11 protein-coding genes are annotated in these 12901 nt (G+C 56.9%); 3 read left to right on the top strand and 8 right to left on the bottom strand.

Going from position 1 to position 12901, the window contains the following annotated elements:
- Positions 1-80 precede the first annotated feature (80 nt).
- Together gyrB and GS636_RS19105 are read right to left on the bottom strand one after the other, a co-directional pair.
- Positions 81-2498 (bottom strand): DNA topoisomerase (ATP-hydrolyzing) subunit B, encoded by a 2418-nt coding sequence (gene gyrB / locus GS636_RS19110; RefSeq protein ID WP_171671670.1) that lies wholly within the window; start codon positions 2496-2498, stop codon positions 81-83.
- Between the two features lie 114 nt (positions 2499-2612).
- On the bottom strand, positions 2613-3185 hold the full coding sequence (locus GS636_RS19105) for a TetR/AcrR family transcriptional regulator (protein ID WP_171671668.1): 573 nt from the start codon (positions 3183-3185) through the stop codon (positions 2613-2615).
- A 99-nt stretch (positions 3186-3284) separates the two neighbouring features.
- On the opposite strand from GS636_RS19105, the gene GS636_RS19100 reads away from it, so the two are divergent.
- Positions 3285-3851 (top strand): carboxymuconolactone decarboxylase family protein, encoded by a 567-nt coding sequence (locus tag GS636_RS19100; RefSeq protein ID WP_171671666.1) that lies wholly within the window; start codon positions 3285-3287, stop codon positions 3849-3851.
- Here the strand turns inward: GS636_RS19100 and recF are convergent.
- The 6 genes from recF to mutM all read right to left on the bottom strand — a co-directional run bounded on the left by recF (position 3848) and on the right by mutM (position 10479).
- Positions 3848-4945 carry a DNA replication/repair protein RecF gene (gene recF / locus GS636_RS19095; RefSeq protein WP_171671663.1) on the bottom strand — a complete coding sequence of 366 codons (1098 nt, stop codon included), beginning with the start codon at positions 4943-4945 and terminating at the stop codon, positions 3848-3850. The two genes, GS636_RS19100 and recF, sit on opposite strands and share 4 nt — an antisense overlap.
- A gap of 59 nt (positions 4946-5004) precedes the next feature.
- On the bottom strand, positions 5005-6126 hold the full coding sequence (gene dnaN / locus GS636_RS19090; RefSeq protein ID WP_171671661.1) for a DNA polymerase III subunit beta: 1122 nt from the start codon (positions 6124-6126) through the stop codon (positions 5005-5007).
- Between the two features lie 225 nt (positions 6127-6351).
- Entirely contained in the window at positions 6352-7737 is a 1386-nt protein-coding gene (gene dnaA, locus GS636_RS19085) for a chromosomal replication initiator protein DnaA (protein ID WP_171188066.1), read from the bottom strand.
- 555 nt (positions 7738-8292) lie between these two features.
- Positions 8293-8556, bottom strand: a complete 264-nt coding sequence (gene rpsT, locus GS636_RS19080) for a 30S ribosomal protein S20 (protein ID WP_039541017.1) — start codon at positions 8554-8556, stop codon at positions 8293-8295.
- Between the two features lie 228 nt (positions 8557-8784).
- Complete coding sequence (locus GS636_RS19075; protein ID WP_171671659.1) at positions 8785-9561, bottom strand: enoyl-CoA hydratase; 777 nt, start codon at positions 9559-9561, stop codon at positions 8785-8787.
- Between the two features lie 66 nt (positions 9562-9627).
- Positions 9628-10479 carry a bifunctional DNA-formamidopyrimidine glycosylase/DNA-(apurinic or apyrimidinic site) lyase gene (gene mutM, locus GS636_RS19070; RefSeq protein ID WP_171671656.1) on the bottom strand — a complete coding sequence of 284 codons (852 nt, stop codon included), beginning with the start codon at positions 10477-10479 and terminating at the stop codon, positions 9628-9630.
- Between the two features lie 86 nt (positions 10480-10565).
- On the opposite strand from mutM, the gene ubiE reads away from it, so the two are divergent.
- Both ubiE and ubiB read left to right on the top strand, forming a co-directional pair.
- Positions 10566-11318 (top strand): bifunctional demethylmenaquinone methyltransferase/2-methoxy-6-polyprenyl-1,4-benzoquinol methylase UbiE, encoded by a 753-nt coding sequence (gene ubiE, locus GS636_RS19065; RefSeq protein WP_171671654.1) that lies wholly within the window; start codon positions 10566-10568, stop codon positions 11316-11318.
- Positions 11318-12847 carry a 2-polyprenylphenol 6-hydroxylase gene (gene ubiB / locus GS636_RS19060; protein ID WP_171671652.1) on the top strand — a complete coding sequence of 510 codons (1530 nt, stop codon included), beginning with the start codon at positions 11318-11320 and terminating at the stop codon, positions 12845-12847. The genes ubiE and ubiB overlap by 1 nt, the downstream gene beginning before the upstream one ends.
- Positions 12848-12901: the final 54 nt, after the last annotated feature.

Below are 12901 nucleotides of genomic sequence, written 5' to 3'. Positions count from 1 at the left end.
TGGCTATTGCGCCCAAGGCTTTGGGCCAAAGATGCAAATCTTTAGGCGAAATGCAAAACTATGGGCGCCCCTACAACCGGTCAGAAATCAAGATTCTCCACGCTCAGGGCGTTTTTCTGGATGAACTCCCGACGCGGCTCGACAACGTCGCCCATGAGCTTGGTGAACAGATCATCTGCCTCGACCATGTCATCGACGCGTACCTGCAACAGCGTGCGGGCGTCCGGGTCAAGCGTTGTTTCCCACAGCTGGTCCGGGTTCATCTCACCGAGGCCTTTGTAGCGTTGCAGCGACAAGCCCTTTTCACCCTCTTCCAAAATGGCCCGCAGCAGGTCCAGAGGGCCGTGGATAACCTGAGATCGGTCACGGCGGATCAGCGTCGCTGGCGTGTTATACACCTCTTGCAGGCTTTGAGTGAAACTGCCGGTCTTACGCGCCTCACCCGAGCGCAGCATGGGGCCGTCCAGAGTGCGGACCTCTTCGACGCCGCGCAGGATGCGGGCCAGACGGATGCCGTGGTCCTGCGTGATCCGGCCCTGCCAGCCGCGTTCATATTCCAGCGCGATCAGGTCAAGACGAGCAGCAACCTTGTCGGCCACGCCTTGCAGGTCGGCATCAACCGCACCCGGCACAAATGCACCGGCAACGGCTGCCTGTTCCAGAATGTGACGCGGGTAATGCGTCGGGAAGGCGTCCAGAACACGTTTCAACTGGCGCGCTTCGTCCACGACACGCGTGAGGTCTTGGCCGATGATTTCTTCACCCGAGCCAAGCTTCAACACGGCCCCTTCGACGCCCTGATTGATCAGATAGTCGTCCAGCGCCGCCTGATCCTTCAGGTAAACCTCTGATTTACCTCGTGAAACCTTATAAAGCGGTGGCTGTGCGATATAGAGATACCCACCCTCGATCAGTTCCGGCATTTGCCGGTAGAAGAAGGTCAGCAGCAGCGTCCGGATGTGTGCACCGTCCACGTCGGCATCGGTCATGATGACGATCTTGTGGTAGCGCAGCTTTTCGATGTTGAACTCATCGCGGCCAATGCCCGTGCCCAGCGCCATCACCAGGTTGCCGATTTCCTGTGACGACAGCATCCGGTCAAACCGCGCGCGTTCCACGTTCAGGATTTTCCCGCGCAAAGGCAGAACAGCCTGAGTCAGACGATCTCGACCCGTTTGGGCCGACCCTCCGGCCGAGTCCCCCTCGACCAGGAATACTTCGGTTTTGGACGGGTCTTTTTCCGAACAATCTTTCAGCTTCCCGGCCAGATAGTTCACATCCATCGCCGTCTTGCGGCGGGTCAGTTCACGGGCCTTTCGGGCAGCCTCACGGGCCAGAGCGGCCTCGATGATTTTGCCGACGATACCCTTGGCATCATTGGGGTTCTCTTCGAACCATTCAGCCAGCTTTTCATTCATCAGGCTTTCGACCGCAGGTCGCACCTCGGACGAAACCAGCTTGTCCTTAGTCTGGGACGAGAATTTCGGATCCGGCACTTTCACCGACAGCACGCAGGTCAGACCCTCACGTGCATCGTCACCTGTAAAGCTGACCTTTTCCTTCTTTGCGATCCCGCTGGACTGCGCATAGTTGTTGATCGTCCGTGTCAAAGCGCCCCGGAAACCGGCGACATGCGTACCACCATCCCGCTGCGGGATGTTGTTGGTGAAGGGCAGAACCGTCTCATGGTAGCTGTCATTCCACCACATCGCGATTTCAACGCCGATGTCGTCACGCTCGCCCTTGATATAGATCGGCTCGGGCATGGCCGGGGTCTTGGACCGGTCGAGATACTTGACGAATTCCTTGACGCCGCCTTCATAAAACAACTCGGTTTCCAACCGCTCAGCAGGGCGTTCATCAATCAGGATGATCCGTACGCCTGAGTTCAGGAAGGCAAGCTCGCGCAGACGCTTTTCCAGCGTTTCAAACGAATACTCGAGGTTCGAAAACGTGTTGGTCGAGGCCAGAAACCGCACCTCGGTCCCGGTGCGATCGCCGCATTCACCCACGACCTTCAGATGTTCCGCTGTCTCGCCACCCTCAAAGCGTGCGACATGCTCCTTACCCGCACGCCAGATGCGCAATTCCAGCCAATCTGAAAGAGCGTTCACAACTGAAACGCCAACACCGTGCAGACCGCCCGACACCTTGTACGAGTTGCTGTCGAACTTACCGCCCGCGTGCAGTTGGGTCATGATGACTTCAGCCGCTGAAACACCTTCTTCCGGGTGAATATCGACCGGAATTCCGCGCCCGTTATCACTGACCGAGACGCTGGAATCCGCATGGATTTTTACGGTTACATGGTCAGCATGACCCGCCAAGGCTTCATCGATCCCGTTGTCGACCACCTCATACACCATGTGGTGCAGACCAGAGCCATCATCCGTGTCCCCGATATACATGCCGGGGCGCTTTCGAACAGCCTCCAACCCTTTGAGAACCTTGATGGAATCTGCGCCGTATTCTTGAGGAGCCTGTGCGTCTTCGGACATTCAGTCAGTACCTATATTATTTTGGTAACTTATACGTTTTCTGGTGGGGAATGTCACGCGATCCCCCAAGATTTTGTGTTTGCGAGGGTCGTTTTTTGCCTGCTGGTTACAGTCTCACAAGCGATCAATGTCAGCGGCGATATCCGCAGCGATTTCATCTGCGTCCACATCCTTGCGCTCAGCAGACAATCGCAATCCAAGAATGTCCGACTGATACCGCGCCGCCAGTCGATCCGGGTCATGTTCAGACCGGATTTCACCAGCATTCTGAGCGCTTCGGAACAGCTCGGCAAAACACGCTTTCATCTCAGTCATGTGCCGCGCGGCCTGATCCGCAAGGTCGTGATCTTTCGCCTGCAACTCCGCATATGTCTTTGCCAACATGCAGGCTTTCGTCGGGTTCTCGACCGCTTCGATCACCAAACGGGGCTGCGCTTTCAACGCCTCTTTTGGCCCCAACTTTTCAGCCAAAGCCTTTAGGCGTGCCACGCCTTCCCGTGTGTAGCTTTCTATTGTCAGCGCATAGAGCGCGTCCTTCGAGCCGAATGCCGCATAAAAACTGCCGGGCTTTAGTTTCAATTCCCGCTCCAGATCCTTCAGCGACGTCCCGGCCCAGCCCTGACGCCAGAAGATGTCCTTTGCTTTAGCAATCAGAGCATCACGATCATATGCGGGTTTCCGAGGCATCAACATCACCAATTCTTGAACGTTCACTCAAATATATACTTGAGTGATCGCTCAATAAACCCTAAATACGACTCATCGCGCCAAAACAGGAGTTCCGACATGGCCAATTTTCCGTCGCACGACCTCGAATCCGCCCCTGAAGGGTCCAAACCTCTTCTCGAAAAATCGCAGGCCGCGTTTGGTCGCTTGCCCGGTTTGCACAAGGTGATGGCCGAAAGCCCGCAGCACCTGGAAGGTTATCAGGTTCTGCATGGCCTCTTCTTGCAAACCGATTTCGACAATGATGAGAAAACCGTTGTTTGGCAGACCATCAACGTGGAAAATGAATGTCACTACTGCGTGCCAGCGCACACTGGTATCGCCAAGATGATGAAAGTCTCGGACGAAATCACCGAGGCACTGCGCAATGAAACTCCGCTGCCTTCGGCCAAGCTTGAGGCACTGCGCACCTTCACTCTGCAAGTGATGGAAACACGCGGCAACCCGACCGAGGAGCAGTTGCAGGCGTTTTTCGACGCGGGCTATTCACACCGTGCGGTTCTGGATGTGGTGCTGGGCTTGGCTCAGAAAACAATGTCGAACTACGTCAACCACATGGCCAAGACACCGGTCGACGAGGTTATGCGCGGTTTCCTGTGGGAACGTAAAGTCAGCGAACCGGCCTAAGCAGTCACGACCGAGCCCTCATCCCCTTCGGTGACAACCACCATCTGGGCCCGGTCCCCCAGTTCTGTAAACAACTCAGGCCCGGTGCCCGTCATCCAGGCCTGAGCCCCCAGAGCGCAAATCTCATCATAAAGCGCCGCGCGCCGATCTGCGTCCAGATGGGCGGCCACTTCGTCCAACAGAACAATCGGAGGTGCCCCAACCATCTCTGCCAATGCCCGCGCGTTGGACAATATCAAAGACACAAGCAACGCCTTCTGCTCGCCGGTCGAACAATCCTTGGCCGGAACGCCCTTTGCAGCGAACACCCCATACAGGTCTGACCGATGCGGCCCTACCAAAGTCCGCCCCGCCGCCAGATCCCGGAAGCGGCTCTCGTTTAACGCGTCACGCAAATCCTCTGCTGTCTGAGGCATCGCACCTTCTGTCTGGACCAATTCCAACTCAGCTGACGGAAAAGCCGTCTCCGCCCGATCCTGCGCGGCGCGCAAATAATCCAGCGCCGCAACGCGAGCGGCATGTATGCGATGCCCGGACTCCGCCATCTGACCCTCCAGGGCCGCGTACCAATGGGCATCCCGCACCTGCTCTTTCAGCAAACGGTTCCGCTCGCGCATAGCTTTTTCATAAGTCAAAGACGCTTCGGCATGGGCTGGGTCGAAACTCAGCGCGATACGGTCCAGAAATCGCCGTCGCCCTTCGGCTCCTTCAATCCAAAGCCGGTCCATCGAAGGGATCAGCCAAACAACCCGCGCCAGTTTCCCCAGCTCGATCTGGCTCGAGGTTTTTTCGTCAATCCGAACCTGCCGCGCCGCGCCACCCTCGGACCAGGTTTCCACCTCGTAACGCTGCCCCTGCGTATCCAATATCCCCGACAGCTTCCACCCCAACGCCTCGGGCCGTCGTGTCATCTCAGCCGCGCTTGCCCGACGCATACCACGACCGGGCGAAAACAAAGAAACCGCTTCCAGAATATTAGTCTTGCCCGCTCCATTGGGCCCGTGAATCGCAACCGGCCTCCCGTCCAGCGACAGGCGCGCCAGCTTATGAGACCGAAAATGCGAGACCGTAAGCTCGGTCAGGGCCAATCCCATGACCCCTCCCTTCATCTTTTCAAAAATACTCCCGCCGGAGGCGTCGCGCGTCAGCGCGATCAGACGCGCATCGGCATCACAACATAAACCGCGCTTTGATCATTGCCTTCACGCATCAGGGTCGGATCACCTGCCGAGTTGAACAGGAACACAGCATTCTCACGATCGACCTGAGACGCAATCTCCAGCAGATACTTGGCGTTGAACCCGATCTCCAACCGTTCATCCCCATAGGCGACGGCCAGTTCTTCTTCAGCCGCACCACTATCCGGAGCATTGACCGAAAGGACCAACTTGTCGCCATCCAATTGCAGCTTTACCGCACGCGACCGTTCGGACGACACTGTCGCGACCCGGTCTACGGCCTGCGCAAACTCGGCAGCATCGACCTCAAGCTTGCGGGTGTTCCCTTGCGGGATGACGCGTGTGTAATCGGGGAAGGTGCCGTCGATGACCTTCGAGGTCAGGGTGATATCCGGCGTGGCAAAACGTACTTTGGTTTCACTGACCGAAACGGCGATACCCATTTCATCGTCGTCCAGCAGCTTGCGCAGCTCGCCTACTGTTTTGCGTGGCACGATCACACCAGGCATATCTGCGGCCCCTTCAGGCAGGTCCGCATCAATACGCGCCAGACGGTGGCCATCGGTGGCAACGCAACGCAGCACTTTACCGCCATCCGAGCTGTCAGCGACATGCATGTAGACACCGTTCAGATAGTACCGCGTCTCTTCCGTCGAGATGGCGAATTTCGATTTGTCGAACAGCCGGCGCAGCAGCGCGGCAGACGCGGTGAAATTCGACTGATATTCCGAGGACGCCATAACCGGAAAATCCTCTTTTGGCAGCGTTGCCAACGAGAAATTTGACCGGCCCGCCTCGACGGTCAACCGGCCTGCGGCACTGTCTGCGGTCAGCGTTACCAGCGCCCCATCCGGCAGCTTGCGTACGATTTCATGCAAAGTGGTCGCTGCAACCGTGGTCGCCCCGGCTTTCTCGACCTGCGCAGGCGCTTTGTCGACCACTTCGATGTCCAGATCAGTGGCGCGGAATTGGGCCACATCGCCCTCGGCCTCAATCAAAACATTCGCAAGTATGGGTATGGTGTTGCGCCGTTCCACAACGGATTGGGCCTGCGAAACGGCCTTGAGAAGGGTGCCGCGTTCAATGCTGATCTTCATACCCTCAGTTCCTCTGACTTGCGTACCGACATGGGCGGGACTGGCACGTTAGCGGTTCCACCCTGAGGCACAAGGATTTTTTACGGATTTCTGGGTTGGAAAGCCCTTAGCGTCAAGGGCATCGTGCCCAACAAGCCTCAGTTCTGGTCCAACCGTGGATTAATGCGCACAAGAAAACACCCCGGACGCAAAGTTCCGGGGCGTTTGCTTCATGAAATGCTCAGATCAGGCTTCCAGCGATCGCCGCAGCATTTCCACATCTTCAGCGATCTGACCGTCGGTCAGCTTCAGCTCTTCGATACGCTTCACGCCATGCATGACAGTTGTGTGGTCGCGCCCGCCAAAACGGCGGCCAATTTCGGGCAGCGAACGGCTGGTGAGCTGCTTGCACAGATACATCGCAACCTGACGCGGACGCGCGTATGACCGCAGACGTTTGGGGCCGATGATGTCAGACAGACGGATATTATAGTACTCGGACACTTTCCGTTGAATCTCTTCAACGCTTATTTTGCGTTCCGACGCGCGCAGCACATCAGCCAGACAATCCTGTGTCAGCTCCATATCGATTTCGCGGCCCACCAGCGATGCGAAGGCGAACAGACGGGTCAAAGCGCCTTCCAGAACGCGGACATTGGTCGAGATGCGGTGGGCCAGAAACTCAAGTACACCGTCAGCAATCTCCAGATCAGGATAGGTGCTGCTGTACTGCTGCACCTTGTTCTGCAGAATGCCCAGGCGCAGCTCGTAATCGGTCGGATGCAGGTCGACGACCAGACCGCATTGAAGACGCGATTTCACACGGTCTTCCAGATCCTTGATCTCACCCGGGGCTCGGTCGGCGGAAATGATGATCTGCTTGTTCTGATCCACCAGCGCATTGAAGGTGTGGAAGAATTCCTCCTGGGTTGAATCCTTGCCTGCGATGAATTGCACGTCATCCACCATCAGCACGTCAACCGACCGGAACAGGTGTTTGAAATCCATCATTCGGCGTTCGCGTAGGGCCTGAACAAAACGGTACATGAATTGTTCGGCGGACAGGTAGAGCACGTTCAGTTCAGGATGCTTGGTTTTCAATTCCCAGGCGATGGCGTGCATCAGGTGGGTCTTACCCAAGCCCACACCGCCATACAGCACCAGCGGGTTGAATGTGACCGGACCACCTTCGGACACACGGCGCGCCGCCGCATGTGCCAGTTCGTTGGGTTTGCCAACGACAAAACTGTCAAACGTAAAACGGGTGTCCAACGGCGCAGCCTGCAAAGACTCGAGCGCATCCTGCGCAACCTCTGTCACAGGCGCGGCAACAGGATCTGCACGCACCTCAGGAGCAGCTTGTACAGCAGGTTTCGGACGCGCGGGCGAGTTCGCGGGAACCCGAAAATCCAGCCGCTGCACAGTTTCCCCTGCCGTGTTCAATTCATACAATATGAGGTCTGCAAAGTTCTGGCTGACGTAGTTGCCCATAAAATTGGTCGGCACGGAAAAAACCGCCACACCGTTTTGCAGCTCTTTAAATTCCAAAGGCTCGATCCAGGTGGTGTAGTTATTCCGACCGACGGCCTTCAGCAATTTGTTACGCAGTAGTCCCCATTTCTCTTGTGTCATTCAGCGCCTCACGCATCCCATTCTTATTGGCCTGTCGGCCTTATTCATACGAATCCGGTTGCCCGGTTATGCATTCACGCACGCAAAGGTATCCCTGCGCCAAAACCTGCCCGGTTTGGCGGGATGTCTTTCGAATGCACACATGTCCCGCAGAACACCCGAAAATAGGTGAGCGTCCGGAAAACCGGGTTGCACGTAGCACTCTCAATTTTTTAGACAGGGCCGAGAAGACCGGGTTGCACCCGGGTTTCACGACAGATCGGCAGCCTGGCATCAGCCAGTCGTCGCCCATTTCCTCAAATCGATCTGATGCCCGTCAGTTCGACCGAAGAAACAGCCTGTCCCCCCAAGCGAGTGAATCGCTGATAACAGTGGTAACAACTCCAAGCGGGGCGCGGCAACGAAACTCTGATGTTGACTCGGTTCTTTGGCCGAAAGAATCTCTCAGTTTTGTGAAGGCGCGGTTTTCCGGCAACACGAAAAAAGGCGCCGCTCGAAGCGACGCCTTAAATTTAGATCAGCCTTGCTGACATGACCATTGGTCAAATTGCAGCCTTAGCCCAGCGCTTTGACGCGGGCCGACAGACGCGACATTTTGCGGGCTGCTGTGTTCTTGTGGAAAACACCTTTGGTGACGCCGCGCATCAGCTCGGGCTGAGCAGCGCGCAGAGCGGCAGTTGCTGCGTCCTTGTCACCAGAAGCAATCGCTTCTTCGACTTTACGCAGATAGGTGCGGATGCGCGAACGACGCGCTTTGTTTACTGCGAAACGCTTTTCGTTCTGACGTGCGCGTTTCTTTGCCTGGGGCGAATTTGCCATGTGTCTCTGACCTTCGTTCGGTACGGTTATCTTGGTTTGCGCGCCACGGACGTATCCGCACCGGATCAGAAATCACGAGTGTGAGTCGGGCCAAGCGGGCCGCACGCGCATGTATGGCGGCGGTATGTATCCAAGTTTTTCAGGTTTGCCAAGCCGATTCTCAGACCCACCAAAATGAAAACAAAAAGGCGGACACATGGCCCGCCTTCGAACTTGATCTGGAAGGTTTTACTTGTCGCGAAATTGCGCCGCGCGCTTTTCGAGGAATGCAGCCATGCCCTCTTTCTGGTCTTCGGTTGCAAACATCGAATGGAAGACACGACGCTCAAACAAAAGCCCTTCGCTCAACGGCAGTTCATAGCTGCGGTTCACAGCCTCCTTGACGGCCCCAGCTGTCAGCAAGGATTTTTCCGCAATCTTCTGCGCTGCACCCATGGCTTCTTCGATCAGTTTTTTGGCTGGAACGACACGGCTAACAAGACCGGCACGCTCTGCCTCTTCTGCATCCATGAACCGACCGGTGAGGTTCATATCCATCGCCTTGGACTTGCCAACAAAGCGCGTCAGGCGCTGTGTTCCGCCAATACCTGCGACAACACCCAGATTGATCTCGGGCTGCCCAAACTTGGCTGTATCTGCAGCAATAATGAAGTCACACATCATGGCCACTTCACAGCCACCGCCCAGAGCATACCCCGCCACGGCCGCTATGATCGGTTTGCGAATGGCCGAGACACGGTCGTTTACCGAAGCAAACAGATCTGCGCTCAAGACATCGACAAAGCTCATCTCGGACATTTCCTTGATGTCCGCGCCTGCGGCAAATGCTTTGTCGGACCCGGTGAGCACGATGCACCGAACCTTGTCATTGCGATCTGCTTCTTCCAGCGCATCGCAAAGCTCTCTCACCAATTGGGAGTTCAATGCGTTCATTGCATCCGGTCTGTCGAGTTTGATGAGGGCGACGTGGTCTTCGATTTCGACGATGATCGTCTCAAAAGCCATGAGTTGAAAGCTTCCGGTTGTTCCGTTCAGGTATGATTCCTTATCACGCGAATTCTCTGGATCAAGCTATCTTTGGCATTGCGCACAGTAGAAAGATGAGCGTCCCGATTGGGTGATTCTCATAATTTTGGCACCACAGCCCTCGGTCCGACAAGGCTCACCCTCGCGTCCATAGACATCAAAGCTGTGTTGAAAATATCCAAGCTCTCCATCGGCTTGGCGGAAATCTCGCAAGGAAGAACCGCCCGCTTCTATGGCGTCCTGCAACACTTTCCGGATGATCGGAACCAATGCGGCAACACGTGATGCAGAAATCTGCCCGGCTTTGCGACGTGGCGACACCTTGCCGCGATAAAGCGCCTCGCAGACATAGATATTGCCCAATCCGGCAACGATTCCCTGATCCAGCAGAGCAGATTTGACCGGAGTGTTCTTCCCTTTGAAGGCCTCGATCAGATGGTGTTCGTGGAAGTCATTGCCCAGGGGCTCTGGCCCCAGAACCGACAGCAGCTTGTGGTCATCGGCCGTGGCCGTCGGCAACAGATCCATCGCTCCGAACCGTCGCGGATCATTGAAAGTGATGCGCGCGCCGTTGGCCATGTGGAACACGACATGATCGTGTTTCTCCGGCATCGGATGCTTATGCACGAACTGACCCAGCGGATCACCCGAAACCGTCATCCGCCCGGACATACCCAGGTGAATCAACAAAGTCTCTCCACTGCTCAGATCGGCCAGTATGTACTTCGACCTTCTTCGCAACCGCTCAACCCTCTGGCCACTAAGCCGCTCGGCCATACGCTCAGGGAAGGGCCAACGCAGATCCGGGCGGTTCACATCTGCCCGTTCGATCACCACGCCCTCCATAGCAGGGCTCAGGCCGCGTCTTACTGTCTCGACCTCGGGCAATTCGGGCATTACACGGCTCCTATTCCAAAGGGCCGCATTGTGCCCGCCTCTTATGGCCCTATAACAGAGGCGAAATTCGACAAACGGCAAGGCAAATGTCCGACAAAAGCGACAAGACCACTCATTTCGGGTTCGAAACCGTACGCGAGGCAGACAAGGCCGGACGCGTACAGGGTGTATTCAACTCGGTCGCCTCGAAATACGACGTGATGAACGATGTCATGTCGATGGGCATCCACCGGGTCTGGAAGGATGCGATGATGGACTGGCTGGCGCCACGCCCCGGCCAGCGTCTTCTGGACGTCGCAGGCGGCACGGGCGACATCTCGTTCCGCTTCCTCAAGCGCGCAGGCCATGGTCACGCCACCGTTCTGGACCTGACCGAACCGATGCTGGTTGAAGGCCGCCAACGCGCCGAGGCCGATCAGATGTCGGACAGCCTGAACTGGGTGGTCGGCGACGCAATGGCCCTGCCATTCGAAGACAATACATTCGATGTCTACACGATCTCTTTCGGCATTCGGAACGTCACCCGCCCTCAAGAGGCCCTGAACGAAGCATACCGCGTTCTGAAACCCGGTGGCCGTCTGATGGTGCTGGAGTTTAGCCAACTGCCTAATGACGGGCTGCAAAAGCTTTACGATCTCTACAGCTTCAACGTCATCCCACGCATGGGCAAGCTGATCGCCAATGATTATGACAGCTATCAGTATCTGGTGGAATCGATCCGCAAGTTCCCTGATCAAGAGACGTTTCTGGGCATGGTCCGCACCGCCGGGTTCGAAAACGCCAAGTATCGAAACCTGAGCATGGGCATCGCCGCGCTGCATTCCGGCTGGAAGATCTGATGCGCGGTCCTCACAACATCATCCGCCTGATCCGCACAGGCGCCACTTTAGAGCGCACCGGTGCCATGAATGTGGTGCTGGACGCTTTTGAGGCCCCGCGGTCGCTGCGGTTTGTTGCCCATGCGCTGGGCAAGCCGTTCCAATGGCTGGGTTACAAGGGTGATCCCGATATGCCACCCGCCACGCGTGCTCTGACAGCGCTAGGTCCGGCCTACATCAAATTTGGTCAAGTGCTGTCCACCCGCCCCGATGTTGTCGGCAACGAACTGGCCGAGCAGCTGCGCGTGCTTCAGGACAAACTGCCGCCCTTTTCCAAATCCGAGGCCATGGCAGAGGTGGAAAAGGAACTGGGCCAGCCTGTTGCCGAGATCTTTAGCGATTTCAGCGAACCCATTGCCGCCGCATCTATCGCGCAGGTCCATAAAGCCAAGCTGGTCAGCACTGGAGAGGATGTAGCCGTCAAAGTCCTGCGCCCCAATATCGAACGCGCGTTCCGCAAGGATGTAGACGCTTTCTATTTCGCGGCCCGTATCGTACAGCTTTTCGCCCCCGGCGCGCGCCGATTGCGCCCAATGGAGGTGATCGAACATTTCGATGGCGTTGTCCGTGGCGAACTTGATCTGCGGCTGGAAAGCTCTGCCGCATCGGAATACGCCGCCAACACTAAGGACGACGCCGGGTTCTGGTTGCCGCCCGTCGTTTGGTCGCTGTCTGCGCGTCGCGTGATGACACTCAGCTGGGCCGACGGTATCCCGCTGGGCGATAACGCAGCTCTTGACGCAGCAGGCCACAACCGCCGCGACCTGGCCGAACGTGTACTACGCCTGTTCCTGCTGCACGCCCTGCGCGACGGCTATTTCCATGCCGACATGCACCAGGGCAACCTGAAGGTCGCCGCCAATGGCGATATCATCGCCTATGACTATGGCATCATGGGCCATATCGACGAATACACCCGCCGGGTCTATGCCGAGATCCTCTTTGGCTTTATCCGCCGCGACTACAAGCGCGTGGCCGAGGTACATTTCGAAGCAGGATATGTCCCCGCAAACCAGGACGTAGATGAATTCGCCCGTGCCCTGCGTGCAGTTGGCGAACCCATCTTCGGCATGGATGCTTCACATATCTCGATGGGCCGTCTGCTGAACTACCTCTTCGAGGTGACCGAACGGTTCGGCATGGAAACAAGAACCGAGCTGATCCTGCTGCAACGCACCATGGTGGTGGTCGAAGGCGTGGCGCGCTCGCTCGACGACCACATGAACATCTGGGAGGTCGCCCGCCCCGTGGTCGAAGACTACATCAAGCGATCTATCGGCCCTCGCGCCGCTCTACGGGATTTTGGGAAAACCGCGATGGTTCTTGCCCGTTTCGGCCCGCGCCTGCCAGCGCTGGTCGAAAACGCATTGATCGCCCAGACACAAAAAGACGACCAAAAGAACAATCGCCTCAGCGCGTATGTCCTGCCTGCCCTTCTCGGCGCCGGGTTTGGTGTAGCCGCAACGCTTATTGCCATAGCACTCAGCTAAGACAAACCGCCCGCTTCATCTGGCTAAAAATACCTTCGGGGGGAATTGCGCATG

It is taken from the genome of Ruegeria sp. HKCCD4884, from assembly GCF_013110855.1.
In the GTDB taxonomy this organism is placed as follows: domain Bacteria; phylum Pseudomonadota; class Alphaproteobacteria; order Rhodobacterales; family Rhodobacteraceae; genus Ruegeria.
This window is presented reverse-complemented; position numbering and strand designations above follow the sequence as displayed.